Raw genomic sequence first — 24,537 nt, 5'->3', positions numbered from 1 at the left:
ATTCTTAAACCACAGACCAGCTCTCACTTGGCAGGCCCCGCACGCGCTTGAACTCGTTGAGATTGTGCGTCACCAGTTTCGCCGAGAGAGCCATCGCATGAGCTGCGATCAAAAGATCGTTTGGGCCGATCAATTTGCCTTTGAGTTCCAACTCGCTCCGGATCTCACCGTATCGCCGGGCCGGATCACCTGCCTGGAAATCAAACTTCGCAAAAGGAGCCAGGATGCGCTGCATCCGCGCCCGCTCGGCAGTCGGGTCATCTGCTCCGCAGGCTCCGTATTCCAGTTCAGCCAGCGTGATGGCGGATAGACCGATCACATGACCTTCAGCCGCATGTTGCCGGCACTTGGCCAGAATGCGCCTGCCTGTTTCCTGCCTCTGGCGTTGTTTCTCAGACTTCGGCTCCAGGATGCTCAAGCCGCGCATCATCAGGATCGTGGTGTCGGTGTCGAGCAGGTAGATCATGCGTCATCGCTCCAGGCGCGTTTTTCGAGCTTCAATTGCTTCCGTCGGCCTTCCACCGTCTTGAAGAATGACTCCGAAAGCCCCTGGCAGGCCTCTTCGCAGGCATCCCAGGGATCACTCTCAGTGATCAAAATGCCTTCCGGCACCCGGCGAAGCGTCACCACACCTCCGCTGAAGCGGAAATCCTTCGGCAGCCGGATGGCCTGACTGCGCCCATTCATGAAAACCTTGGCTCTCGAACTCATGACGTGGTCTATACCATTTGGTAGAGCCAAACGCGAGAGGAATGTTTGCCTGCCAGAAGCCAAACTCTACTTCCTCGCGGCTTTCACGGCTTCGATGGCCTTGAGGACGTTCGTCTTCGAGATGCCTTGTAGCTTGTCGGGTTTGGATTTGTTCAAGGCGGCCAGTGCTTCGTCATAGCGACCGAGTTTGGTCAGTAGGCGCGAGACTCCGAGAAGAGCGGAGAAATCATCGGAGCTGCTAAGCTGTGTTTTGCCCTCGATCACGGCCTGATAGGCGGCGAGCGTCTTCGCGTCGTCGTGGAGATGCATTTCGCGATTCAGACCCAGGCGCAGCATCGCGGTGTCGCGTGCGCGTGGATCACTGATCCACTCCACAGCGGCGCTAAAGTCGGCTTCGGCCTTGGCACCGTCATGGGTGACGAAGTAGGCGCGGCCACGGGCATGGAAACCATCGCCACGCTTCCAGAAAGGCCATTTCATGATGTCTTCATTGCCGTATTTTGCCATGATTTGGACGGCGTCGAAGTTGGCCATCAGGTGTTGAATCTCCGCCGTTTTGCGCACGGCTTCGATGGGGATTTGGTCGATGTAGGTCGCATCTTTGTCGAGCAATGCCGCCTGCTCCAGTGCAGCGGATTTTTGGAAGTCGGTGATCTTATCGCCTTGAGCGAGCGCGAGGAATCCAGCGGCTTTGCGCTGCTGCGTGGCATTGCGGAAACCGATCACGAAGTCGGTCACGCTGGGATCTGCATCGAAGACGTGCGAGCGACCATCGTAGAAATGGGCGAACTTCATCGGCTCGTGGAAGCCTTCCGTGCTGGTGGGCGAGAGGGCGCTGACTTCTTGGCCATCCTCGCGAATGCGCTGGCGGCAGAGATTGATGTGCCAGGGAAGGCTCTGCGTGGGTTTGCGGCCGATGACTTGATGCAGCGGATCATTTTCATCCTGCGTGACGGGGATGCGGATCTCGACGGTCCAGTGATCGTCGGCGATGTGCGTGGCCACTTCCGCCTTGGAATCCCAGGTGAACCACTGACTGCGCGGCGCTCCGCGATCCAGATCGACGATGTGGCCGCTGGGGCTGATGCCGATGGAGTAATAGGAGTGCGTCTCCGTAGCCAGCTCGATCTCGATGACATCGCCATGCCATAGCGCCTGATCGTCGTCGCGTGTGGTGGTGATGTTGAGCTTTTCACCACGGCGCTCATCACAACGAATCGCAAAACACACACTGCTGCCCTGCCAGCCCGCTTTGAAACTCGTGCCCAAAGTGGGCACGCGACCTGTCTGCAGCTCGCGGAACTTACCCGTGGCCGCCACGGGGCAGTTTTGCCAGTATTCATCATCGAGTTTGCCATCGATGATGACGCCCTTCGCATCACCGACGAGTCGCACGGTGGGCACGGGGCCGCGCTTCTGGCCGAGCTGCTGCGACTTCATGCGCAGGCCTTTGAGGAAGTCGTCGATGAGGGCGATGCGTTTGCCAAACACGCTCGCGGCATCGACTTTCGTTTTCGCTTTCTCAAAAAGGGCGAGCGCTTCGTCGGCTTTCGCTTTGTCTTCATCCATCACCTTCCAGTTGGCTTCACAGTGCGTGAAAAAGGTGTGCATCTCGCTCTCCGCAGGGCCGTAGAAGAGGCGGCAATACTCGCGCAGCGCCGCCGCTGGCTCGTAGCCGGGCCAGTAGGCGCGGGCGGTGAAATAGACGAGGAAGTGATTAAAGCCGATGCCGACTTTATTAAAATCCTGCCGCACCGTGAGCCAGATATCCTCGCCCTGCGACAATCCTTTGGTGGCCAGCACCGTGTCGCCCATCGACTGCGAGGCAAAGGCGGGCAGATACCAACCGCGATCCGTGAACGGATAGTTTTCGAAGTTGAGGATCGGGTTGTTTGTCTTCTTCGCCCATGCGGCACGCAGCGCCTCCGGCGCGGCTTCGCCTTCGGCCTTGTTGCCTGCTTTATTCATCGGCCGACGCCCACCGACGATGCCCACGAGCACATTCGGCTCCAGTTTGTCGATCTTCAGCGGCGGCAGCATATAGACGCCATACGCACAGTTCAGCACCTTCGCGTGAGGATGCGTTTTGCCGACCTCCTTGGCCACGCGATTGACGAAGTCCCACACATAGTCACTGAGCAGGCCGCGCTCGATGCGCTCGGGCGAGTCCTTGCCTTTGCACTTCTCGCATTGGCAAATGGAGGTGTAGCCATCGGGCGGCATGATGGAGACGCTTTCAAAGTGGAAGGTGTCGAGCTGCGCCCGCGCATTGCGCACCGTCTCGCGGAAGAGCTCTTCGTTCGAGTAGCAGAGCTGGCACTTCGAGTCGCCAGGCTTGAAATCGGGCTTGCCGCCGTAGATCGCGAACCACTCGGGATGTGCATCGAACACCGGCAGGCGATTCGTCATGTTCGCCATGCCATGAGCGATTTGCAGACGCTCATCATTCCGAATGCCGAGCCGCATGGCCCATAGCGATGTGTCCGGCCCGCAGGTCGCGAAGCGGAAGTTGAACTGCCGCAGCGCAAACTCAGGCTTCACCGTTTCATCCAGCCTCGGAAGCTCGATCGTTTTCAACTTCGGCAGCACCTCGCCGAGTTCACCCGGCAGATACCAGCGTGCACCGAGCTTCTGCAAAAACGCCGTCACCGCATTGAAGCTACCGCGTTCATCCAGACCCCAAACATCGAGCGTCTCACCATCCAGCGTGACTTTGGACCGGTGTTTATACAAACCGGGATTCGGCAAGCCATACGGTGCCTCCACGATTTTTTCCCACTCCGCCTGCGCCCTCGGGATGTCGCCATTGTTCCGCGCAAACGGCCCCACCGGCTCGAAGTCCGCATCATCGCCGATCAAGGCCAACCAATCCGCCCCGCTCGCGATGCGATACGCACCATCCTTGAGGCCCTCTGCCTTCACCGGGCAGTTTTCGCTCTCGCCGATGAAAACTTTCACCGCTTGGCCCGAAGGCTTCGTCACGATGGTCAGCCGTGCGCCGCTGATCTTCTCGATCTGCTGCCGAAACTCATGCGCCGCCACTCGCTGCATGCGGGAAGGCTTTTCCGCGATGATGATCTCCGCACGCGGCTGGCCGTTTTCGACGAGGAAGGGCTGGGCGATGGCTGAGGAGGTGAGGAGTAGAAAGAAAATGGGGCGAACCATGCTTTCAAAACGAGAGCCGAGTGCGTTTCACACACGGCAGGTGGACGGACATGCTGTGAAAGGTGATTTTCCAAGAGTCTATTGGCAGAAGAATGAAGGCAGGAGAATGGCGCTATTCTTCTGCATCATGATTTGTGAATCCATGAGATGAAGGCGGGGGAATCTAAACCGCTTATATGACGCTAATTTAACGCTGATATTTGGTTTGGGATTAGCGTCAGGTCAGCGTCGAATTAGCGGTTAAAAAGTCACAAAACCTCACGACGCGAAGCATAACTCCAATCCCGCAGCTTCATGACCTCCACACCGCTCTTCTGCGCCAAAACCGAGTTCCCAAGCATCAACGCCGGTTTGGACCCATCACGCTCCTTTTCACGCAAAATGGCGATCTCCGCCTTGTTCGCCAAAACGCCGTCTGGAGCAGCCGCGCCGTCTGCTGAAGACTCGCGTCGATGGCCGGAGTCGGCACCGCATCCGGCAACACGATCTGGTAGTCTGTTTTGCCTGCGTCGAGCAAGGTGAGGGCCGAAGCGGGAGCCATGCAGGTCAGGAGGATGAGCAGCGTAAGTTTCATTCACTGCTGCATACGGTGTGGAAGGAGCCGCCTTTTGAGGCGGCGAAGAATGAGTCTATTTTTTGCCGAGTGCGAGGCTTAGCTCATGGGCCGTTCGGATACACTTGAGGGTGTCACGGGTTACCTTGGCACTTCGCTCTGCGAACCTGACCGCAGAAAGCCTCTGTTTCGCTGTTTCAGCATCCCGAAAATATTTTGCCCATGCGAAAGCATTGGCGCGATAGGTTTGGAAAAGCGGTTCGGTGATTTTTAGCAGTTCGCGCTCGGATGAGATGTTACGCATTTCAAGCCAGGCTTGCTGGAATTCGTCGGGCTGATGAATGATACCGCGAGACTCAAGCGATTCGACCTCACGGAAACTCTGAAAATCAACCAGCTTTCGCAGTGCTGCTCGGAGCCAATACTTGTCATCTCGAATTGGCCTTTCGTCATACCAATCTCGCCTAACCCTGTAATCGAAGGCGAGCAAAATTAGGTTCATCCGGGAAGTTGGTGCGGAGGGGGGCGTGACGATGGCAAAAGGGCAGGATGAGCCAGAGTTTGCTATATCACGCGTTTGGCGTGCGCGAAGGATACGAGTATCGCAGCACGAAGTATGTGGAGGGCCGGGTGGAGTTCCATCTAGCGGTCAAGGATCAGCACATTGAGTGCCCGCACTGCCAGGGGCGGGAGTATTGGAGGCGCGGCAAAAGACAGCGGCGCATCAACACCCTGCCCATCGGCCCGAAGGAGGTGGTGCTTGTGGTGGAGGTGCCCAAATGCGAATGCCGGGGCTGTGGCAAAAGCTTCGAGCACTCCCCCCCTTTGCTCCCGCCTACAGCCACCACAGCCGCGCCCTAGCTCGATTCGTCTGCGAGCTGAGCCGCTTCATGAGCCTGCAAGACGTGGCACGCTTCACACACCTGGGTTGGGACACGGTCAAAAGCATTGTGAAGGCCGATTTGGCACGGCGCTTTGAGAAGGTGGAAATGCGCGAAGTCAGGCGCATCGGCGTGGACGAAAACTACCTTGGCAAGAAGGCCAAATACGTCACCCTGGTGGTCGATCTGGAAAGCGGACGCGTGCTTTGGGTGGGCAAAGGACGCGGCAAGGAGGCCCTGGAGGGCTTCTGGGAGCGGCTGCGGCGCAGCGGTGCCCACATTGAGGCGGTGGCCTGCGACATGAGCGGAGCTTACTGGAGCGCCATCAACGAGCACCTGCCTGACGCTGCGTTAGTCTTCGACCACTTCCACATCATCAAGCTCGCCAACGAGAAGATCGACGAGATACGGCGCGGTCTGCAGCGCACACTAGAGCTCACCGGACAGAAGTTCATTAAAGGCACGCGCTACCTGCTGCTCTACGGCAGGGAGAATCTGCCGCCGGACAAGCGCCCGAAATTGGAGGAAGCCCTCGCCTACAACGAGCCGCTCTCCAAAGCCTACTATCTCAAAGAGGAGCTACGCCAGCTATGGAACCAGCCGGGCAAGGAGGCAGCGCAAAAGTATCTGCAAGAGTGGATACTCAAAGCCTACGCCACGGCCATCGGGCCGCTCAAGCAGCTCGCCAACACGATGCTGACGCACGCGCGGCAAATACTCAGCTACTTCGACCATCCGATCAGGCTCCGGCATCATGGAGGGCCTCAACAACAAAATCGGCCGCCTCACGCGCCTAGCCTACGGCTACCGCGATGTGGACTTCCTCCACCTACGCATCTACGCGCTCCACGAGTCAAAAGACATACTCACCGGCACTTGAATGCCGCACCAACTTCCCGGATGAACCCAAAATTAGTCCGATCGCTCGGTTAAAATACCAGTCAGCAGTGATCAACTTTGAGAGACGATATAGACGCTTAGATTGAGCTGATGAAAGTGGTCCAAATATTTCAAAATAAAGCGAGGTGGGCAATCCTCGCTCGAATAGGTAAGCTGTATCTGCTGAGTTGTGTCGCTTTTTTGCATTGAAGGTATGCGACGCGCACACTCCATTTTCTTCATTAGATGCTCCACCTCGTGCGGATGGCCGAACGTGATCTGCCCAATCTCTCTGATAGCCAGGTCTCAGTGGGGCATCAAGCAGCCAAAGGTTCGCGCCGGAAAAACAGCAAGTAGCTCTGTCTCGAGCAAAGAATTTGGCTTTCTGGATGTCTGTGAACTCTTTTCGAATAGTTGCCATGGGATTACTTAATCGTCGTGAGGGCAAGTAGTCTCACAAGCTCACGCTGATTCACCATTCCAGGCCTTCCAGCCACTCAGAAAACAAGCGGAGCCTCATCGACAGAAGAATGGGGACAAAAGAATCAGGCCAATCCATTCTCCTGTCCCCATGCTTCTGTCGAATCCGGGTTCATGGGCATTCTCTCAACCCAGGGCCTGAAAGCGAGCTTGGCAGGCGGCGTGGGATGCGGTAAAACTGCGACATGTCGATACAGCAACTTCTCATCTCCGAAGTCTCCCAGCTGCCGGAACCGCTGCTGCGCGAGGTCTTGCACTACCTGCACTTTCTGAAGGGAAAGGCGAAAGATGAGCATCAAGCCGCACCGAAGACGCGTCCAGGTTTCGGGTCCGTTCCCGGCATCAAGCTGGCGGATGATTTTGATACCCCGCTCGAAGCCTTTGCCGACTACCAGCCATGAACCTGCTGCTGGATGCTCATACACTGCTTTGGTTTCTGGCCGGTAGCAGTCAGCTAAGCGCCAAGGCGCTCTCATGCATCCAAGATGTGCGGAACACAATCTTTGTGAGTCCTGCGACTCTGTGGGAGATCGGCATCAAGGACTCGCTGGGTAAGCTCACCTTGCCAATGCCTTTCGAGCAACTCTTTCCTGCTCGTCTGGACGCCTCGAGCATCTTGATTTTGCCCATCCTCGTCCCGCATCTCCATGAGCATCGACGGCTGCCTTTTCATCACAACGACCCCTTTGACCGTTTGGTGATCGCCCAAGCCCTGGTGGAGGATCTGACCTTGGTGAGCTGTGATTCCGAGTTCGCGACGTATGGCGTGAAGCTGCTGTGGTGAGCGGTTGGCACCTGCGAATGGCCGAGACGGATGCTCACATGTAAAAGAATCGGCGAAAACTTAACACTTCGTGAGCCATGCCTAAAGAAAGTCGGCATTCTTTGACAGGTCGGCACGCTACTTCTTCTCCAGTGTTTCCAGCCACTCGACGAGCATCTTCGGCCACTGGGCGCCGGGGAAGTTGTGTTGTACGCGGGTGGGGATGAGATTGCCGACGCCGTGGCCGCCTTCTTCGTGGAGATCGAGGCGGGCGGGGACTCCGAGCTTCTTCAAGTCGGCCACGATGTTCGTGGCGATCTCGACTGGCTTGTCGGTGGTGGCGTGGACGAGAAAAACGGGCGGCGAGTTCGCTTTGAAGACGAAAGGGTTCTCCGGCTTCCGCCAATGCCACGTCCCGAGGCCCACGGCGAAGTCGGGACGGCTGCTGAGGCGGTCGATGGGATCGGTGGCCTGCGGATCACCGAGGTCGAAGTTCGCGGCGAGATTCATCGCGAGGTTCGCGCCTGCGGAATAGCCAGCGACACCGATTTTCGCCGGATCGATGCCCCATTCACCAGCGCGATGGCGGACGAGGCGCATGGCGCGTTTCGCATCGATCAAGGTGAGGGCCTGAATGCCTGCATTGTCGAGTTTGTGCGGCGGACGCGTGCGGTATTTGAGACCGATGACGGCGATGCCCATGGGATTGAAGACCTGAGCGGCATACACGACGTGCGTCTTCCATGCGTGACCACCATAGCCGCCACCTGCGCACACGACGAGGGCCATGCCGCTGCGCTTTTCCGCTGGTGGCAGATAAGGCGTGATCGTCGGCAAGGAGACGCTTTGGATGGTCTGGTTGTCCTTGATGACTTCCGGCGCGGCGTTTTCCAGGAACTGCGGCGGTTTGCCTGACCAAAGCAGGTGTTTCATCTGGGATGCGTGCTCAGGGTTTGATCACCGCATCAGGGGCCTTCGCAGATCCAGATGGCATTAATGCGGTGCTTAGCTCTTGAGCGGCCTTTTGCCAGCATGCGGCATCGCTGGCTCCGAAGGCAGTCACCATGCTCCAGGTGCCTTCGAATCCGGCGGGGACGGTGGCTTTGTCGAAGCACTTCAGATAAAATTTGCGGTAGGAGCCGGGCACGTTCCAGATCATCGCGATGTGGCTGCCTGCCTCGGGCGCAGCAAGAAGGCGTGAGACGGCGAATTGGCTGCTTTTCGGCTCGAAGACGGCCATCCAGTCGATGCGCTGGTTGATGAAAAACTTCCGCGCCGTGTCATCGCCATCATTCAGAGGTCCGGAGAGGTTTTGGCCGGGTGCGGCATCGCTTCCGGCGCAAAAAGCCGACACGCTGGGTGCCCAAGCATGCATGAAGTGATACACGAGTTTCAGCGGCACGGCCTTGGCGGTGCGGACAGTGGTGGTTTCGTAAAGGCGGTCGTTTTTTAGCTCAATGAGGCAGGTGAGGTCAAAGTCACGGATGCGGGATTTTCGCTCAAAACGAAAGGTCTGGCCTTTCAGCACTGCGGTGGGTTTTTCGAGCGGTTTTCCATCTAGGATGAAGGTCAGCGATTGCAGCGGCTCGGGCTCGTTTTCCAGATGACCGGTGCCGATGAAGCCGCAGTCGGGAAATGAGAACACGGTGCCGTAGGCACTGCGCTCGGTCGTCATCGCATGACCACGGTAGTCGATGCGGCCCGGTGTCCACTGTGAAGCCTGCCGCAGCAGCAGAGACACCTCACCACAGGTCGCAGTGATCGCAGGTAGCTCGGGGCCGAGATTTGGCACAAAGGGCGTGGCCGCGTGGATGGCGGAAACGCATAGGAGGGCCGAGAGGTGTTTGAGGTGAGAGAGCATGGTGTCCTACTTACGCGGCTCTACTTCGATCATCATCGCATTCATTTTCGGAGCATCATGGATGTAGAGGAGCTTGCCGGGGCTGATCTCGCGGATGCTGGTGTAGTTGAAGCCGACTTTGTCGGAGATGACGTGATGCTGGGGCCACGTTTGGCCTCCATCGAGGCTGAACATGAGGCAGCTCGCGGGGCGACCGTAGCTACAGGCGAGGACGCCATTGCTCATGAGGCAGAGATCGGGCAGGACGCGGCCGACTTCGAGTTCGATGGGCTTTGACCATGTCTTACCGGCGTCGTGGGAGAACATCTGCTTCATGCAGGAATTCCGATCACCACGGATGACGGCGACTTGCTCGGTGGCGCTGAGGCGGCAGACGGCGGGCTCACCACCAGGGCCAATGGTGCTGAAGTAGGTCCATGTTTTGCCCTCATCGGTGCTGCGCATGAGGTGGGACATGCGCACGGTGTTGTTGCGCCCATCGGGCAGCTTCACGGCCTTGCGGCTCCACACGACCATCGTCGCGCCGCCGTCGGCATCGTTCCAAATATGGCGCTCGCAGATGATTTGATCGCCTTTGGCCTCATTGGTGAATTCTTTGGGCAATTGGATCTCGTTGTCGATCATCTCAAAGCTCGTCGCATCGGCGTTGAGGTGCACGGTTTTGCCGACCACGCGTCCATCCGGCTGGGTGCGTGTCCAGCGTGAGATGGCGAGGATTTTTCCATCGGGACGGCGCAGACATGGCAGCGGTGTGGTGTCGAGCTTGTCGAGTCCGGGGATGGGCGTCCATGTCTTGCCTGCATCGGTCGATTTGAGCAGGCCATACGGCTCATAAAAAGCATCTGGTCCCTGCGCCACACTCATGAGCAGCAGGCCGCTGCCCATGTCGTAGAGATAGGGCCGCGTCTGGCGGATGTCGTCGCGCTTGATCTCCCAGGGTTCGCTCACGGTGATCTTGAGAGGTGCGGCTGGCAAAGTGGTGGTCGCTTTGCGAGTGCCGAGCTTCACCGACTGCCAGATCGCCTCGCCCGTGGCGGTCTTGGCGCTCGATCCGAATTGAATAAAGGCCTCCGGCGAGTCGGCGGGCTTCCAGAAGGCTCCCTGGCCCTCCACTTTCTTCACGCCATCGACAAACATCTGCATGTCCGTGCCGCGAATGATGAGGCGGTAGGCGTGAAAGCGGCCCGTCGTGTCCATCGGGATGAAGCGATCCGTGTGGCTCGCTGCTTGATTGGCAAAGAGCACGAGCCCTTCCTGATGCCGGCCATCACTGACGAGCACGGACACAGGCGCACCATCACGCCACGGCCACAGCGAGGCAGAGGTTTTGTCCTTCACACCGCCCGTGGTGGAGATCACCTTCACCACGGCATCGACGATGATTTCGCTATCCGCCTCCGGTTTGAACGCGGAGCGGAAGTGCGCGAATTCTTTGCCGTCATCGCTCAAGCGCAGCCCGTCGGTTTCGAGCTGGGTTTTGGGTGTGCCAGTGACTTGCCACTCTCCGCTCGGCAGTGATTTGGCATCGTAGTTCACCAGCCAAGTGATGCCTGAGTCGTCTGCATGGGCCCAGGAGCCGATGGAGGCCAAAAGAGCGAAAAACTGGACCGTGCGTCGAGCGAGCATGATGGTTATTTCTTGGGTGCAGTTTTGGCTTTTGCCTTGGCTTTCGCAGCGGCGGCTTTGGCGCGGTCTTCGGCCTGTTTTTTGGCAAATTCGACTGCGGCGGCTTCCAGCGGTGCCCAGGAGGCTTTCGCCTTCTCGATTTCAGCATCGCTGAGGCCGAAGGCCTTCAGCACGCCGATGGCCATGAGCTTGTTGCCTTCGGTATTCATGTGCACGCCGTCGCTGGTGAGCACTTTGGCCTTCGGTTTGTTTTCGGCTTTGATGCGTTCTTCAAACAGGGCGTATAGATCGGCCATGGGCACGTTTTTATCCTTCGCAAGCTGGCGGAGGAAGTCGTTGTAGGGCGCGAGGAGGCCGTTTTCTTTGCTGGCGAGGTTTTCTTGGATCACGGTGGCCGTCAGCATCACGGGCTTTACGCCAGCAGCTTGCGCTTGGTCGATGATGGCGGTGATGTTTTTCTTGTAGGTGCCGCGTGTGGCCACCTTGTCGTCGTAGGTGCCGTTTTTGGCCATGGCATCATCCAGCGGCACGCCGCGTGGGCCGTGCCACACGTCGTTCACACCGCAGCTCAGGGTCATCCACTGCGGTTTTTTGCTGAGCACATCTTTGTCGAGCCGGGCGAGCATTTGGTCCGATTTATGGCCGCCGATGCCAGCGGGGACGGGCTCGGCCTGGACGCCATTGGCCGCTAATCCAGCGATGACGAGCCTCACATAGCCTGCGGGATTGCCCCAGCCTTGTTGCGTGATGGAGTCACCGAGGAAGGCGATCTTTTCACCGCTCTTTACAGCGATTTCTGCGTGAGTGATGGCAGGAGCGATGAAAGCGGCAGCGAGGGCTGGAAGGAGGCGGAGGGTGTGGAGATTCATGAGGAGTGAAGGCAAACGGGCAGACCTACGTGACCTTTCGCTCTGTGAATGTCACAAAAAGCGGCAGAGACGGTCTTGAGAGTGCAGTGCGGCTCGCCATAGCAGATGGCTTTACGAACCCCAAAAAGCTCTCCCCATGCGACTCCAAGACCAAGTCATCCTCATCACTGGCAGTACCACAGGCATCGGCGAGCACATGGCGCGGCGATTTGTGAAGGAGGGGGCGAAAGTCATCTTGCATGGTCGCGATGCGGCTCGTGGTGAGGCTTTGAGAAATGAGCTCGGAGCTGACAGGGCTGCTTTTTGCCAGGGGGACCTCGCACAGGCGGATTTCCCCGCAAAATTGGCCGCAGAGGCACTCGCTGCATTTGGCCGTATCGATGCGCTGGTGAACAATGCGGCCATCACTAGCCGGGGACGCATCGCGGAGACGGATGCTGCGTTTTTTGATCGCATGATGGCCGTGAATGCCCGTGCGCCGATGCTGCTGATTCGGGCCTTGTTTGCTGAGCTGAAGAAGAACCAGGGCGTCGTGCTGAACATCGGCTCCGTGCTCGCTCACTGCGGTCAGGCCAATATGCTGGCCTACTCGATGTCCAAAGGAGCGCTCATGACGATGACGCGGAATCTGGCCGACTCGCTCGGCATGGATCGCGTGCGGGTGAATCAGCTCAATGTCGGCTGGACGCTCTCGGACAATGAATACCAAGTGAAGCTGGGCGACGGGCTCGGTGAAGGCTGGCCGGAGCGTCTGCCCGCGCAAGTCGTGCCGATGGGCCGCCTTTTGATGCCCGAGGACATCGCCGCCGCTGCGGTGTATTGGGTCGGTCGCGAAAGCTTCCCCGTCACCGGCACCGTGGCCGAGCTAGAGCAGTATCCGATCATCGGCCGCTATGTGAACGCCGAAGGCGACGAAAAGAATTAACGATCTCAAACCAAGAACCAAGAACCAGGAACAACGCACAAAAAACACCATGAAACTCATCCGCTTCGGCAACCCAGGAGAAGAAAAACCCGGCCTGCAACTCGACGATGGCCGCCGCATCGACGCCAGCAGCTTTGGCAGCGACTATGATGAAGCCTTCTTCGGTGGCGATGGACTGGAGCGCCTCGCCGCGTGGGCAAAGGCGAACGCCGCGAGTGCTCCGAGCGTGGGTGCCGATGTCCGCCTCGGGCCCTGCATCGCACGGCCCAGCAAGCTCATCTGCATCGGTCTGAACTACGTCGATCACGCCAAAGAGAGCGGCATGCCCATCCCGGCAGAGCCCATCGTCTTTTTCAAGGCCACCAGCGCCATCGTCGGCCCGAATGATGATGTGGTGATCCCCAAGAACTCCAAGAAGACCGACTGGGAAGTGGAGCTGGCCTTTGTCATCGGCAAAAAAGCCAGCTACGTCAGCGAAGAAGACGCCATGAGCCACGTCGCCGGATACGCCGTGCATAATGACTACAGCGAGCGCGAGTGGCAGCTGGAGCGCGGCGGCCAGTGGGTCAAAGGCAAGAGCTGTGACACCTTTGCCCCCATCGGCCCCTTCCTCGCCACACGCGATGAAGTCGCTGATCCGCAGAATTTGAAACTCTGGCTGAAGCTCAATGGCAAGACCATCCAGAATAGCAGCACCGCGCAGATGATCTTCGGCGTGAAGAAGCTCGTGAGCTACCTCAGCCAGTTCATGACGCTGCTCCCTGGCGATGTCATCACCACCGGCACACCTCCAGGCGTGGGGCTCGGCTTCAAGCCCGATCCGCTCTTTCTCAAGGCTGGCGACGTCGTCGAGCTTGGCGTGGAAGGCCTCGGAGAGCAGAAGCAGACCGCCGTGGCCTGGAAGTGAAAGCGCAGGCGGGGTGAACTTTTCTGCGCATCCTGCGTCTGAAAGGGCCCCGCCATGCTGCGTCACCTCCTCTGCACCCTGACTCTACTCCTCTGCGCCCCAGCGTTGCGGGCGGAGCAGTGCCTCGTGCTCGGTGACAGCCTCAGCAAAGAATACGAGGCGGAATTCCCCGGCCTCTTCCCCCAAAACCCCGCCGCATGGCAGGCGCGGAATTGGATCGAGATCCTGCACCAGCACCGCACCGACTGGTTCGACACCGGCACCTGGGATGCCTATGCCGACATCCGCCTCACCGGCCATGCGCATAACTGGGCCATGCCCGGCGCCACCACGGCAGAGATCAAGTCCATGCTCACCAGCCTGCTCAACCAATGGTGGGTCAGCTCGCTCAAAAATCACATCCGCTACGATGTCGAGCGAGTCGTCATCTTCGCCGGTGGCAATGACGCAGATAGTTACTACGCGGGCCTCTACAATGGCTTCGTCGGCCCAGAGGTCACAGCTCCCACTTTGGCGAATCTGCAATGGCTCGTCTCCTGGGTGCGGGCGCTGAAGCCCAGCATCCCCATCGTGCTCGTCAGCGTGCCGCATGTGGGCTGCACACCGAAGATCCAGCAAGGCTACCCCACCGATGCCGTGAAAACCGCACGCGTCACCGCCGCCATGGATGCACTGAATGCCAGCCTCGCCACCTGGGCCACGCAGCAGGGCATCGGCTTTGTCCCCGGCGTGTATGAATTCACCCGCGCCATCATCACCCAGCCCTACCGCATCGGCGGCATCGAGTTCTACCGCGTCGCAGATGCAGACTCCCGCACGCGGTATGTCTTTAGCGGCGATGGCTTTCATCCCATCACCTCCGCGCATGCACGCATCGCCCAGCTCATCGTTGCAGCCTTTCAGGCCAGCTATTCGGCGACACCGATCCCTTCACTCACGGATGATGAGCTCATCACCCAGGTGCTCGGACTCGACCCCGACATCCCATTTCACGAATGGATGGCCTCCCAGGGCACCAGCGGCACCCTCACTGGCGATGCCGACCAGGACGGCGTGCCGAATCTGATCGAGTTCGCCCTGGAAGGCGTCACCCATGCCGCCAGCATGCCGCAGCCCACTTTTCAAAATGGAGCCCTGACCATGAACTACCGCCTACGCACCGTCTTCAGCGAATGGGGCAGCCTCACACCCCAAAAATCCGCCGATCTACACACCTGGACCGATCTCCCCGCCAGCGAGATCCACCCGCAGCCCGATGGCAGCATCACCATCGCCGTCCCTGGCACGGAAAAGGCCTTTCTCCGCCTCCGAGCCACCCGCTGAACGACATCCACCGCGCAGGGCGTAGTGAGAGGCTGCCATGATCCGCACCCTACTCACCGCACTCACCCTCAGCCTCGTCCCCACGCTGCTCCACGCCCAGGAGAGCGATGGAAAGCTCCGCATCATCGTCTTTGGAGCCCACCCCGATGACGCCGAGTATAAAACCGCTGGCACTGCGGTGAAATGGGCGCGGCAGGGGCACCATGTGAAACTCGTCTCCGTCACCAATGGCGACATCGGTCACTGGAAGGAAGCTGGCGGCCCGCTCGCCCAGCGCCGCGCGGCAGAAGCTGCCGCCTGCGCGAAAAAACTCGGCGTCACCTCCCAGGTGCTCGACATCCATGATGGCGAGCTTTTGCCCACGCTGGAGAACCGCAAGCTCATCACCCGCGTCATCCGCGAGTGGCGTGCAGACATCGTCATCGCCCACCGGCCCTGGGATTATCATCCTGACCATCGCTACGTCGGCGTGCTCATCCAGGACGCCGCCTTCATGGTCACAGTCCCCTTCATCGTGCCAGATGTGCCACCGCTGAAAAAGAACCCCGTTTTCCTCTACTCCAGCGATGGCTTCCAAAAACCCTATCCCTTCACCCCAGACATCGCCGTCAGTGTGGACGACTCCTTTGACCAAAAACTCGATGGCATCCACGAGCTCACCTCCCAGCACTACGAAGGCGGTGCCAATGGCTCCGAAGAGCATGTCAAAAACGTCCCACCCGCCAGCGACGAGGCCGCACGCCGCGCCTGGCTCAAACGCCGCTGGGGTGCCCGCCAAGGCAGCGAAGCCGACAAATACCGCGACCTCCTCATCAAGCTCTACGGCCCCGAAAAAGGCAAAGCCGTGAAATACGCCGAAACCTTCGAAATCTGCGAATACGGCCGCCGCCCGTCCCTGGAGGAGATCAAGACGCTGTTTCCGTTTTATGATGAGAAGTGACCGCCAGGTGCCAAAGCGGCATTTGCAGTGGCAATACACGCCTACATGGCTAAATGCACGCCCCCATCATGCAGCCGAACACGCCACCGCCAGCCGCCCCCGAACATTCTGAGTCCGAACTCCTCGCCATCCGTCGCACCAAACTCGACGATTTGGTCAAAGCGGGTGTGGATGCCTTTGGCGGTCGTTTTGACACTACGCATCAGCCAGGGGCGCTGAAGGCTGCGTTCGAGGAAAACCTCACCGTGAGCGTTGCGGGCCGCATTTTGAGCCGTCGCGAGATGGGGAAGGCCACCTTCTTTGACCTTGGCGACATCTCCGGGCGCATGCAGTGCTACTTGAGCAAGTCCGACGTGGGTGATGAGGCCTACGCTCAGTTCACAGGCCTCGTGGACATCGGCGACTTCGTCGGCGTGGAAGGTTTCACCTTCATCACCAAGCGCGGGGAGAAATCCATCCACATCAAGAAGCTCACGCCGCTGTCCAAGGCGCTGCGTCCGCTGCCGGACAAGTGGCACGGCGTTGCCGACAAGGAGATCAAATACCGCCAGCGCTACCTCGATCTCATTTCCAATGACCGCAGCCGCGAGATCTTCGTCACGCGCAGCAAGATGGTCGCCGCCATCCGCAATTACATGCAGGAGCGCGGCTTCATGGAAGTCGAGACGCCGATGATGCAGGACGTGCCCGGCGGCGCGGCCGCAAAGCCCTTCGAGACTTTCTTCCATGCGCTGAACCAGCCGATGTTCCTGCGCATCGCGCCGGAGCTGTATTTGAAGCGCCTGCTCGTGGCCGGCTTCACGCAGATCTTCGAATTGAACCGCAACTTCCGCAACGAAGGCCTCAGCCGCCGTCACAATCCGGAGTTCACCATGCTGGAGGCCTACTGGGCCTACGCCGACTTCGAAAAGATGGCCGACCTCGTCGAAGGCATGATCTGCCATCTCGCCGAAAACTTCTGCGGCGGCCTCAAGATCGAGCACAAGGACGAAGAAGGCAATGTCACCAAGACCATCAACCTCGCCCGCCCGTGGAAGCGTGCTCGCTACACCGATCTGCTCAAAAGCATCGACCCGAAATGGTATGACTACACGCCCGAGGAGCGCAAAGCCCGCGCCAAGGAACTCGGCGTCGAGATCGGAGCGAACTTCGAAGACTACGAGGTCACGCAGCATGTCTTCGAGCGCCTCATCGAGGCGAAGCAGTTCGATCCGCTTTACGTCACCCATTGCCCGAAGGAACTCGTGCCTTTGGCGAAGCAAAACGCCGACGATGACAGCATCGTCGATGTCTATGAGCTCGTCATCAACGGCCAGGAGATCAGCCCCGGTTACTCCGAGCTGAACAACCCCATCGTCCAGCGTGAACGCCTGGAGCACCAGGCCGGTGAGGAGACGCAAAAGATCGACGAGGAGTTCATCCTCGCCCTCGAGCACGGCATGCCGCCCGCCGGTGGCATCGGCATCGGCATCGACCGCCTTATCATGATGCTCACTGGCGCCGAAAGCATCCGTGACGTGATCCTCTTCCCGCAGTTGAAGCGGAAGGACTAGGCTGTGTCTGAAAACGTGCCAGCTTCGATCAGGCGAAGCAAAGTGGCCATCTCGCTCCGCGAGATGAGCAAACGACTCTCACGAGCATGTTGGCTTCCGCTTACTCGTAAACTGGGGGCTTTGAGAAGCGTCCAGCTCATCTCGTCGGAGCGAGATGGCTACCGTGCTGACGCAACATTCGAGTGCCCCAGGTGGTTTTCAAACACAGTCTAGAATCAACTGGTCGTCACCCGCGTGTTCTGACAAAATGAGGCCATGAAGCGCCTCACCTTCGCCCTGTTGTCGTCACTCGCCGTCTCTGCCTCCGCTGCCACACCTGAAACGGCCGCTCAGGCCGTCAATGCTCTCGGGCTCGATCTGCACCGGCAGATGCCAAAGGAGGGGAATGTGTGTCTTTCGCCGTACTCGATCCAGTCGGCGCTGGGGATGACGTATCTCGGGGCGAGTGGTGTGACGCAGGAGGAGATGGCGCGGGTGCTGCATTTGCCAAAGGACAAAGCAGCGATCGGAGAGTCGTTTGCGGCGCTGAATAAGGCTTTGGAAGAGGCGCGGGAGAATTCGGCGAAGGAGGTGGAGCAGTCGAAGAAGTATGGCGGGCCTGCGGAGGCGCTGAAGCTGAGTGTGGCGAATCGGCTTTTCGGCCAAAAGGGCTATGAATTCCGCCCAGCGTTCCTTTCGGGCGTGAAGAGCCACTTTGGAGCACCGATGGAGCTCATGAACTTCATCAAGGACCACGATGGTTCGCGGCGGGAGATCAATGGCTGGGTGGAAAAGCAGACGCAGAAGCGGATTCGCGACTTGATCCCCCAACGAGGCCTCAGTGCGGATACGCGGCTCGTTTTGGTGAATGCGCTCTATTTCAAAGCGGCTTGGTCAGATGACTTCAACGAGCAGGCGACGGCTCCGATGCCGTTTCACGCGAATGGAGCCAAATCGACGATCCAAGTGCCGACGATGGGCAAACAGCAGCACATTCAGTATTTGAACGGAAGCGGCTTCCAAGCGGTGACGCTGCCGTATGCGGGCAATGACCTGCATTTCCTGCTCATCGTGCCAGATGACATCAACGGCGTGTCAGCCGTGGAGAAGAAGTTAACGCCGGAAACGCTGCTGGCCTGCGCGAAAGCCGAGTATCGCGAGGTGATCCTGCATCTGCCGAAATTCAAGATCACCCCGCCCACGGTGCCGCTGGGCGAGGTGTTGCAAAAGATGGGCATGACGACCGCTTTCGACAAACCGACAGGAAGTGCGGATTTCGACGCGATGGCTCCCAAGAAGACGGACGACTACCTCTGCATCTCCGAGGTCTTCCACAAGACCTTCATCGAACTCGATGAAAAAGGCACCGAGGCCGCCGCAGCGACCGCAGTGGTGATGATGGTTGTGTCAGCAGCACCCATGGAGAAGCCAAAACCCATCGAACTCAAAGCCGACCGTCCGTTCCTCTTTGCCATCCAGCATGCAGCGAGTGGTGCGTGCCTCTTTTTCGGTCGAGTGAGTGATCCGAGCTGAGCAGATCGGATCAGGGAGCTGAGGGGCTGATGCGGGCGTTTCGCAGGCCGACTTCGCCTTCGAAGGCGATGAAGTTGAGCTGGGCTTTGGCGGCGGCGAGGATGGGGTGCTTGGCTTTTAGCGTTGTGCCGACAAATTGGGCGGTGAGTTCTTCGCCGTGGAAGGTGAGGCGCAAGGTCTGCCAGTCGCTGGATTTGAACTTCACTCGCTGTTTGGCGAGCTGGATGGTGTCTTGGTCTTTGGCGGGCGGATTGATGGCGATGTCGAGCTGAGCGTGTGAGAGCACGATGCGGAAGCTGTGGGCATTTCCTGCGGTGTGGATGCGCAAGGAGTGCCGATCGGCGTCGCCGAGGAGGATCTGGAACTCGATCACGCCGTCTGTGAAGGTGGTAGGGACGGTGAGGGTGGCTCCTTTGGTGTCTGCTTTGCCAAATAGGGCTCCTTCGCGGGGAGTCCAGCCTTTGCCTTTGTAGGAGCTGATGTCGATGGGCTCGGCGTGGGCGAGTGGTGGGAGCTCGGGGATGCGTGGCTTGGGCTTCACGTCGGCTGGTGGCATCTCGCGGCTGTAGCCGCCGTCGCGATAGCGCTGGAGCAGGGTGGCGAGCTCTTGGGCGATGGCGGGATGCTGGGCGGAGATTTCGGTCGCTTCGGCGATGTCTTTTTGCAGGTCGTAGAGCTGGGGTTTGAACTGGATGGCGTGGGCTTTTTTGGCTGCGGGCCGTATGTCATCTGCGGGGATGCCTTCGATCCATTTGTGGCTGCCTTTGCGGATGGCGAAGTTGCCATCGGCGCTGTGGACGATGACATCGGGGCGGATGGGTGTGGGATGCGGGGCTGCGAGCCAGGCCTTGGAGACATCATGGCTGTCTTCGGCGGCTTCGCTGGCTTTTGGCAAGGATGCACCAGTGATAGCGGCGATGCTGGCGAGTGTATCGACGATGCTGATGGTCTCATCGCAGATGGTGCCTGCGGGGATGTGGCCGGGCCAGCGGATGAGGTAGGGCACGCGGAAGCCGCCCTCCCACACATCATGCTTCCCACCACGGAAGGGGCCCACGGGCTTCAATCCGGCTTTCTGCGCATCGGTTTGCACGAGGTTGGCGTTCTCTGGCTTGTTCACGCCGCCGTTGTCGCTGCTGAAGAGGACGAGGGTGTTTTGCGTGAGGCCTCGTTGATCGAGCGCATCGAGTACACGGCCGACACTGAGGTCTAAATCGCCGATGAAGTCACAAAACGGCCCGCCTTTGCTTTTGCCCGCTGCTTGCTTGGAAGGCGTGATGGGATTGTGCACGGCGACGGGGGTGAAATAGACGAAAAAGGGCTTCTCCGTGCTCTGTTGGCCGATCCAATCCACCAGCTTGTCGGTGAGGGTTTCCATGACGTTTTCATCGACTCGCTTGGGGGCATTGAGATCGAGTGTTTTGACGCTTTTGCCCTTTTGTTGGCCCATGGTGATGTAAGGCGGGCTAGGCGAGGAGGGGCTTTGTTTGTCCAAGCCATAAACCCAGTGATCCTCGACATAGACGCCGCTGAGATCACCGTGATTGGCCGGGACGCCGAAGTGGTAATCGAAGCCGATTTCCAGTGGGCCGGGCTTGAGCTCCTGGGTGTAATCACACTTCTCTGCGGTGCCGTAGCCGAGATGCCACTTGCCGATGGCGGCGCTGGTGTAGCCCTGGTTTTTGAGCAGGGAGGCTATGGTGAGTCGCGTGGTCTCGATGTGCAGTGGCGCGGTGGTGCCCAGCACCTCGCTGATCAAGGAGGTGCGCCAGCAGTAGCGACCCGTCATGAGTGCGTAGCGTGTGGGTGAGCAGACGGAGGAGGTCGTGTTCGCATCCGTGAAGCGGCGGCCCTCTTTGGCGAGGCGGTCGATGTTTGGCGTGCTGACGAGCGCTGGGTCGGCACCGTAGCAGCCCACACTGCCCCAGCCGAGATCGTCACTGAGGATGATGACGACGTTTGGCCGCTCGGCAGCGAGCAGCGATGAAGTGAGTGCGAGGCAGAGGGCGAAAAAGCGAGACATGCGGCGGAGAACGAGCTGCACCGGCAGCATCTCACGCCTCTTTTTTGGTCCTACATTCCGTCATGGCGCGGAGATGGTCCTCTTTGCCGTAGGCAGTAAGTACATCGCCGGGGAGGATCATGTCCTCACGACCAGGGATGCCATGCCGAGTCTGCCCTTCACGCTTGATCGCGAGGATGACGACACCTTTATCCCAGGGGCGTGTCTCACTGAGCATGCGGCCGGCGAGGCAGGTGTCTGGCAGCACCTCGATCTCGGAGACGACATAGCCGTGCTGGATGCGCAGCAGCAGCTCGTAATCGAGCACCCGCACGATGCCCGCACGCTCGAGGGTGTGGCGGATGACGTGATCGAGCGCCTTCTGCACCCAGCCCATGCGTGCGATGAGATAGAGAGCTAGCAGGCCACCGATCAGCCACGCCAGCATCTGGAGTGTATCGCCCTGAGAGCCACTTTGCACCAGCGTGACGATGAGAGTGGCTAGCGCGGAGGTGAGGCCGATGTTGCCCGCGAGAATGAGATCACGGATGATGCGGCGGCGCACGGGGTGATTGACCACCATCTCGGCCTCCTTGGTGGTGAATCCGACGCCGAAGAATGCGGAGTAGCTCTGAAAGCTGGCCGTATCCCAGCTCAGTCCCGTCATCATCAGCGCGGTGGAGCCTACACGCACCGCGAGCAGTGAAATGAGCGCGATGACGAGTAGGGCAATGATGGGGGCCATGAGGGAAGGTGGAGCTGCGCTGGGTTAGAAGTGTTTTTCACTCACGGAGACGTCGTGATCGTACATTTGCTCTTTGGTGAGCTTGCCCTTCATGTCCCAGTAGCGGTTCAGGCCGTGGCGCTGGCCGTTGGCGAAATTCGTTTCCGCGCTGGGTTGGCCGTTGTCCCACCATTCCTTCATCACTCCATGCATCTTGCCGTTGATGTAGGGGTATTCGCCAGCAGCTTTGCCGTTGCTGTGTGTGCGGCGGATCATGCCGGTGTAGGGACGTGATTTGTAGCGGGCAGTTTTACCGTCATCGAGCATCTCGATGTTCGCATCGGTGAAGGCGACCTCAGCAGGCGGTTTTTCACATGCGGTGAGGAGTAGGAGAGTGAGGAGGACGGCAGCAGCGTGTCTCATGCCATGAAGGTGAAGCGCAAGCCCGCTCAAGCAAGCCCCAGCGCCGCGACTTGTGCCTCATCGAGCCCGAGATAGTGCCCTAGCTCATGCAGCAGAGTGATGCGCACCTCTTCGCGAAAGGTTTCCAGGTGGCCCTCGCTTTCGTCCCATAAGTTATCGAGGAAAAGGCGGATGCGCGGCATCTCATTTGGCGCGGCAGGCAGGGGATCGCAGCGTGCATTCCCCTCAAAGAGGCCGAGCAGATCTGGATCGAGGTCGTCTTCGGCATCGAGTGCCTCCGCCATGTCCACCAGGTCGATGCGGCATGCATCCGCCTCCTGCCGGATCACAGGCGGCAGACTCGTGAGCGTATCCCGCACGATGCGTGATGCGATGGATTCCAGGCGGGCAATGGTCATGCTCGTGACATGGGCAGATTCATGCAGGCTGCACGGCGTTTCTTGCGTGTGGGAGTAGGCGGTCCACTATCTGCACACACATGCCACACGACCTCCACGCCACCCTCCGCCAGTATTTTGGTCATGCGGATTTCCGCCCTGGGCAGCAGCAGGTCATGGAGGCTCTGCTAGCCGGGCGCAGTGCGCTGGCGCTGTTCCCGACAAGCGCTGGAAAATCACTCTGCTATCAGCTTCCCGCACTGCTCATGGATGGTGTGACGCTGGTCATCTCACCACTCATCGCTCTGATGAAGGACCAAGTGCAGGCGCTGAAGGCACGCGGCATCGCCGCTGCACGGCTGGATTCCTCTTTGAGCCAGGATGAGGCTGCGGAGGTCTTTGATGGCATGCGCAATGGCACGCTGAAGCTGCTCTACATCGCCCCGGAGCGGCTCATGAATGAAAACTTCGTCGAGCGGCTCAAACGCCTGCGCATTTCGATGATGGCGGTCGATGAAGCGCACTGCATCTCCGAGTGGGGGCATAATTTCCGGCCGGAATACCTGCGCTTGGCCCATGTGGCCCGCGAGCTGGGCATCAGGCCTGTTTTGGCCCTCACCGCCACCGCGACTCCCTCCGTGGCGGCAGACATCCGCACGGCATTTTCCATCGCACAGGCGGATCATGTGCAGACCTCCTTCCGCAGGGCGAATCTGCATTATCGCGTCACGCCCTGCACAGCGGCGCAGCGGTTGCCAAAACTCACCGCGCTGCTGCTGAAGCGCAAGGTGCCCTCCATCGTCTATGTGACGCTGCAAAACACCGCCGAGCACGTCGCCACGCATTTGCAGAAGAGCGGTGTCAATGCGCTCGCCTATCACGCTGGCCTCGCAGACGAGCATCGCCACGCGGCGCAGGATGCCTTCATGAGCGGAAAGACGGATGTCATCGTCGCGACCATCGCCTTTGGCATGGGCATCGACAAGGCAGACACCCGCGCCGTTTATCATTACAACCTGCCCAAGACGCTGGAAAACTACGCCCAGGAAACAGGCCGCGCCGGACGCGATGGCAAAACCTCCGCCTGCGAGCTGCTCGCCTGTGCAGATGACTGCATCACGCTGGAAAATTTCACCTTTGGTGACACACCCACGCCACAGGCCATCCGCCAACTGCTCGATCACCTGCTCCTCAGTGGCACGGAGTTCGATGTGTCGATGTACGATCTCTCACACGCCACCGACATCCGCCCGCTGGTCATCGAGACAGTCATCACGAATCTGGAGCTCGATGGTGTGCTGCGCCCACTCGGCTCCTTTTACGCCAGCTACCAGTTCCGCTTTCTCCAGCCGGAGCAGCGCATCCTCAGCGGCCATAAAGCGGAGCGGCAGGCCTTTTTGCGCCGCCTTTTCGGCGCGGGGAAGCGCGGCACGAAGTGGATCACCCTCAATCCAGACGAAGCCGCCGCTGCGCTGGAGGAACCACGCGAGCGCATCCTCAAAGCACTCACCTGGCTCCAGGAAAGTGGTGACATCGAGATGAAACCGAGCGGCAGCCGCCAGAAGTACCGCCTGGCCGAAGATGCCCACCGCCGCGACGCCAAAGAGCTCACGCTGAAGATGCAAAACCTCTTCGCCGACCGCGAGCGGCGCGATGTGGAGCGGCTGCATCAGGTGCTGGAGTTTGCCCAGCATCGTGGCTGCCTCACAAAATGGCTGCTCCACTACTTCGGCGAAGAAATGCCAGAGGACTGTGGCATCTGCACGAGCTGCAAAGAGCGCGAAAAAGGCCAGCAAGCCGACGCACCGCGTGAAATCCCGCAAAGCCCCGCGCCACCCATCACCACCGAGCACGTCGCCGCCATCCGCGAGCTACAAAATGAGCGCCACGCCTCCCTGCGCACCGCACGGCAGCTCGCCCGCTTCCTCTGTGGCCTCACCAGTCCCGCTACCAGTCGCGAACGCCTCGGCAGGCATGACAGCTTTGGGCTGCTAGAGCGCATCCCCTTTGCCGATGTGCTAGCGCAGACAGAATCCATGGGCCGGTGAAAGTGTGCTCGCTGT

At 59.4% G+C, this 24,537-nt stretch carries 24 protein-coding genes; 11 read left to right on the top strand and 13 right to left on the bottom strand.

Annotated features, from left to right (window positions below):
- Positions 1-4: 4 nt before the first annotated feature.
- From IPK32_20305 to IPK32_20285, 5 genes are all read right to left on the bottom strand, one after another.
- The gene (locus IPK32_20305; protein ID MBK8094242.1) at positions 5-466 is read right to left on the bottom strand and encodes a PIN domain-containing protein; all 462 of its coding nucleotides are present in this window, start codon (positions 464-466) and stop codon (positions 5-7) included.
- Positions 463-711 carry an AbrB/MazE/SpoVT family DNA-binding domain-containing protein gene (locus IPK32_20300; protein MBK8094241.1) on the bottom strand — a complete coding sequence of 83 codons (249 nt, stop codon included), beginning with the start codon at positions 709-711 and terminating at the stop codon, positions 463-465. The genes IPK32_20305 and IPK32_20300 overlap by 4 nt, the downstream gene beginning before the upstream one ends.
- Before the next feature lie 66 nt (positions 712-777).
- Positions 778-3,876 (bottom strand): DUF4838 domain-containing protein, encoded by a 3,099-nt coding sequence (locus IPK32_20295; protein ID MBK8094240.1) that lies wholly within the window; start codon positions 3,874-3,876, stop codon positions 778-780.
- A gap of 340 nt (positions 3,877-4,216) precedes the next feature.
- Positions 4,217-4,450 (bottom strand): hypothetical protein, encoded by a 234-nt coding sequence (locus IPK32_20290; protein MBK8094239.1) that lies wholly within the window; start codon positions 4,448-4,450, stop codon positions 4,217-4,219.
- A gap of 55 nt (positions 4,451-4,505) precedes the next feature.
- Positions 4,506-4,931 carry a hypothetical protein gene (locus tag IPK32_20285; GenBank protein ID MBK8094238.1) on the bottom strand — a complete coding sequence of 142 codons (426 nt, stop codon included), beginning with the start codon at positions 4,929-4,931 and terminating at the stop codon, positions 4,506-4,508.
- 80 nt (positions 4,932-5,011) lie between these two features.
- Here IPK32_20285 and IPK32_20280 point away from each other — a divergent pair, with 80 nt between their 5' ends.
- From IPK32_20280 to IPK32_20265, 4 genes are all read left to right on the top strand, one after another.
- Positions 5,012-5,290, top strand: a complete 279-nt coding sequence (locus tag IPK32_20280) for a transposase family protein (protein MBK8094237.1) — start codon at positions 5,012-5,014, stop codon at positions 5,288-5,290.
- Positions 5,215-6,243: an ISL3 family transposase gene (locus IPK32_20275; protein MBK8094236.1), complete on the top strand. Its 1,029-nt coding sequence runs from the start codon at positions 5,215-5,217 to the stop codon at positions 6,241-6,243. Before IPK32_20280 ends, IPK32_20275 begins: the two co-directional genes overlap by 76 nt.
- A gap of 611 nt (positions 6,244-6,854) precedes the next feature.
- Entirely contained in the window at positions 6,855-7,070 is a 216-nt protein-coding gene (locus IPK32_20270) for a DUF2281 domain-containing protein (GenBank protein MBK8094235.1), read from the top strand.
- Positions 7,067-7,453 (top strand): type II toxin-antitoxin system VapC family toxin, encoded by a 387-nt coding sequence (locus IPK32_20265; protein MBK8094234.1) that lies wholly within the window; start codon positions 7,067-7,069, stop codon positions 7,451-7,453. The genes IPK32_20270 and IPK32_20265 overlap by 4 nt, the downstream gene beginning before the upstream one ends.
- A 117-nt stretch (positions 7,454-7,570) precedes the next feature.
- Here IPK32_20265 and IPK32_20260 read toward each other — a convergent pair whose 3' ends face one another.
- The 4 genes from IPK32_20260 to IPK32_20245 are packed head-to-tail and all read right to left on the bottom strand — an operon-like array spanning position 7,571 to position 11,788.
- On the bottom strand, positions 7,571-8,365 hold the full coding sequence (locus IPK32_20260; protein MBK8094233.1) for an alpha/beta hydrolase: 795 nt from the start codon (positions 8,363-8,365) through the stop codon (positions 7,571-7,573).
- A gap of 13 nt (positions 8,366-8,378) precedes the next feature.
- Positions 8,379-9,293 (bottom strand): hypothetical protein, encoded by a 915-nt coding sequence (locus tag IPK32_20255; protein MBK8094232.1) that lies wholly within the window; start codon positions 9,291-9,293, stop codon positions 8,379-8,381.
- A 6-nt stretch (positions 9,294-9,299) separates the two neighbouring features.
- Positions 9,300-10,919, bottom strand: coding sequence for an exo-alpha-sialidase (locus IPK32_20250; GenBank protein ID MBK8094231.1), 1,620 nt, complete (start codon positions 10,917-10,919; stop codon positions 9,300-9,302).
- 5 nt (positions 10,920-10,924) lie between these two features.
- Positions 10,925-11,788 (bottom strand): hypothetical protein, encoded by an 864-nt coding sequence (locus IPK32_20245; GenBank protein MBK8094230.1) that lies wholly within the window; start codon positions 11,786-11,788, stop codon positions 10,925-10,927.
- A gap of 136 nt (positions 11,789-11,924) precedes the next feature.
- Here IPK32_20245 and IPK32_20240 point away from each other — a divergent pair, with 136 nt between their 5' ends.
- The 6 genes from IPK32_20240 (at position 11,925) to IPK32_20215 (ending at position 18,948) form a co-directional block, all read left to right on the top strand.
- Positions 11,925-12,713, top strand: coding sequence for an SDR family NAD(P)-dependent oxidoreductase (locus tag IPK32_20240; protein ID MBK8094229.1), 789 nt, complete (start codon positions 11,925-11,927; stop codon positions 12,711-12,713).
- 49 nt (positions 12,714-12,762) lie between these two features.
- A complete protein-coding gene (locus IPK32_20235; protein MBK8094228.1) occupies positions 12,763-13,620 on the top strand; it encodes a fumarylacetoacetate hydrolase family protein in 858 nt (285 codons plus the stop codon).
- Between the two features lie 54 nt (positions 13,621-13,674).
- Positions 13,675-14,943, top strand: a complete 1,269-nt coding sequence (locus IPK32_20230) for a hypothetical protein (GenBank protein MBK8094227.1) — start codon at positions 13,675-13,677, stop codon at positions 14,941-14,943.
- Positions 14,944-14,980: 37 nt separating this feature from the next.
- Complete coding sequence (locus IPK32_20225; protein ID MBK8094226.1) at positions 14,981-15,883, top strand: PIG-L family deacetylase; 903 nt, start codon at positions 14,981-14,983, stop codon at positions 15,881-15,883.
- A 68-nt stretch (positions 15,884-15,951) separates the two neighbouring features.
- Positions 15,952-17,436, top strand: coding sequence for a lysine--tRNA ligase (lysS, locus tag IPK32_20220; protein MBK8094225.1), 1,485 nt, complete (start codon positions 15,952-15,954; stop codon positions 17,434-17,436).
- Between the two features lie 255 nt (positions 17,437-17,691).
- Entirely contained in the window at positions 17,692-18,948 is a 1,257-nt protein-coding gene (locus IPK32_20215) for a serpin family protein (protein ID MBK8094224.1), read from the top strand.
- 10 nt (positions 18,949-18,958) lie between these two features.
- Here IPK32_20215 and IPK32_20210 read toward each other — a convergent pair whose 3' ends face one another.
- Genes IPK32_20210 through IPK32_20195 form a run of 4 tightly spaced genes read right to left on the bottom strand, consistent with a single transcriptional unit; the run spans position 18,959 to position 22,495 of the window.
- Complete coding sequence (locus IPK32_20210; GenBank protein MBK8094223.1) at positions 18,959-20,971, bottom strand: arylsulfatase; 2,013 nt, start codon at positions 20,969-20,971, stop codon at positions 18,959-18,961.
- A 31-nt stretch (positions 20,972-21,002) separates the two neighbouring features.
- The gene (locus tag IPK32_20205; GenBank protein MBK8094222.1) at positions 21,003-21,695 is read right to left on the bottom strand and encodes a TrkA C-terminal domain-containing protein; all 693 of its coding nucleotides are present in this window, start codon (positions 21,693-21,695) and stop codon (positions 21,003-21,005) included.
- 24 nt (positions 21,696-21,719) lie between these two features.
- The gene (locus IPK32_20200) at positions 21,720-22,097 is read right to left on the bottom strand and encodes a hypothetical protein (protein ID MBK8094221.1); all 378 of its coding nucleotides are present in this window, start codon (positions 22,095-22,097) and stop codon (positions 21,720-21,722) included.
- Between the two features lie 26 nt (positions 22,098-22,123).
- A complete protein-coding gene (locus IPK32_20195) occupies positions 22,124-22,495 on the bottom strand; it encodes a metallopeptidase family protein (GenBank protein ID MBK8094220.1) in 372 nt (123 codons plus the stop codon).
- 80 nt (positions 22,496-22,575) lie between these two features.
- Between IPK32_20195 and IPK32_20190 the strand changes: the two genes are divergently transcribed.
- The gene (locus IPK32_20190) at positions 22,576-24,522 is read left to right on the top strand and encodes a RecQ family ATP-dependent DNA helicase (GenBank protein ID MBK8094219.1); all 1,947 of its coding nucleotides are present in this window, start codon (positions 22,576-22,578) and stop codon (positions 24,520-24,522) included.
- The last annotated feature ends 15 nt before the right edge of the window (positions 24,523-24,537 follow it).

The sequence above is a fragment of the Verrucomicrobiaceae bacterium genome, assembly GCA_016713035.1.
Lineage (GTDB): Bacteria > Verrucomicrobiota > Verrucomicrobiia > Verrucomicrobiales > Verrucomicrobiaceae > Prosthecobacter.
Note: the sequence above shows the minus strand (reverse complement) of the source record. Positions and strands in the feature narration are given on the sequence as shown.

Coding starts and splice junctions, on each gene's coding strand:
- IPK32_20305 (MBK8094242.1), bottom strand. CDS start 466: ATGATCTACCTGCTCGACACCGACACCACGATCCTGATGATGCGCGGC.
- IPK32_20300 (MBK8094241.1), bottom strand. CDS start 711: ATGAGTTCGAGAGCCAAGGTTTTCATGAATGGGCGCAGTCAGGCCATC.
- IPK32_20295 (MBK8094240.1), bottom strand. CDS start 3,876: ATGGTTCGCCCCATTTTCTTTCTACTCCTCACCTCCTCAGCCATCGCC.
- IPK32_20290 (MBK8094239.1), bottom strand. CDS start 4,450: ATGAAACTTACGCTGCTCATCCTCCTGACCTGCATGGCTCCCGCTTCG.
- IPK32_20285 (MBK8094238.1), bottom strand. CDS start 4,931: ATGAACCTAATTTTGCTCGCCTTCGATTACAGGGTTAGGCGAGATTGG.
- IPK32_20275 (MBK8094236.1), top strand. CDS start 5,215: ATGCCGGGGCTGTGGCAAAAGCTTCGAGCACTCCCCCCCTTTGCTCCC.
- IPK32_20270 (MBK8094235.1), top strand. CDS start 6,855: ATGTCGATACAGCAACTTCTCATCTCCGAAGTCTCCCAGCTGCCGGAA.
- IPK32_20265 (MBK8094234.1), top strand. CDS start 7,067: ATGAACCTGCTGCTGGATGCTCATACACTGCTTTGGTTTCTGGCCGGT.
- IPK32_20260 (MBK8094233.1), bottom strand. CDS start 8,365: ATGAAACACCTGCTTTGGTCAGGCAAACCGCCGCAGTTCCTGGAAAAC.
- IPK32_20255 (MBK8094232.1), bottom strand. CDS start 9,293: ATGCTCTCTCACCTCAAACACCTCTCGGCCCTCCTATGCGTTTCCGCC.
- IPK32_20250 (MBK8094231.1), bottom strand. CDS start 10,919: ATGCTCGCTCGACGCACGGTCCAGTTTTTCGCTCTTTTGGCCTCCATC.
- IPK32_20245 (MBK8094230.1), bottom strand. CDS start 11,788: ATGAATCTCCACACCCTCCGCCTCCTTCCAGCCCTCGCTGCCGCTTTC.
- IPK32_20240 (MBK8094229.1), top strand. CDS start 11,925: ATGCGACTCCAAGACCAAGTCATCCTCATCACTGGCAGTACCACAGGC.
- IPK32_20235 (MBK8094228.1), top strand. CDS start 12,763: ATGAAACTCATCCGCTTCGGCAACCCAGGAGAAGAAAAACCCGGCCTG.
- IPK32_20230 (MBK8094227.1), top strand. CDS start 13,675: ATGCTGCGTCACCTCCTCTGCACCCTGACTCTACTCCTCTGCGCCCCA.
- IPK32_20225 (MBK8094226.1), top strand. CDS start 14,981: ATGATCCGCACCCTACTCACCGCACTCACCCTCAGCCTCGTCCCCACG.
- lysS (MBK8094225.1), top strand. CDS start 15,952: ATGCAGCCGAACACGCCACCGCCAGCCGCCCCCGAACATTCTGAGTCC.
- IPK32_20215 (MBK8094224.1), top strand. CDS start 17,692: ATGAAGCGCCTCACCTTCGCCCTGTTGTCGTCACTCGCCGTCTCTGCC.
- IPK32_20210 (MBK8094223.1), bottom strand. CDS start 20,971: ATGTCTCGCTTTTTCGCCCTCTGCCTCGCACTCACTTCATCGCTGCTC.
- IPK32_20205 (MBK8094222.1), bottom strand. CDS start 21,695: ATGGCCCCCATCATTGCCCTACTCGTCATCGCGCTCATTTCACTGCTC.
- IPK32_20200 (MBK8094221.1), bottom strand. CDS start 22,097: ATGAGACACGCTGCTGCCGTCCTCCTCACTCTCCTACTCCTCACCGCA.
- IPK32_20195 (MBK8094220.1), bottom strand. CDS start 22,495: ATGACCATTGCCCGCCTGGAATCCATCGCATCACGCATCGTGCGGGAT.
- IPK32_20190 (MBK8094219.1), top strand. CDS start 22,576: ATGCCACACGACCTCCACGCCACCCTCCGCCAGTATTTTGGTCATGCG.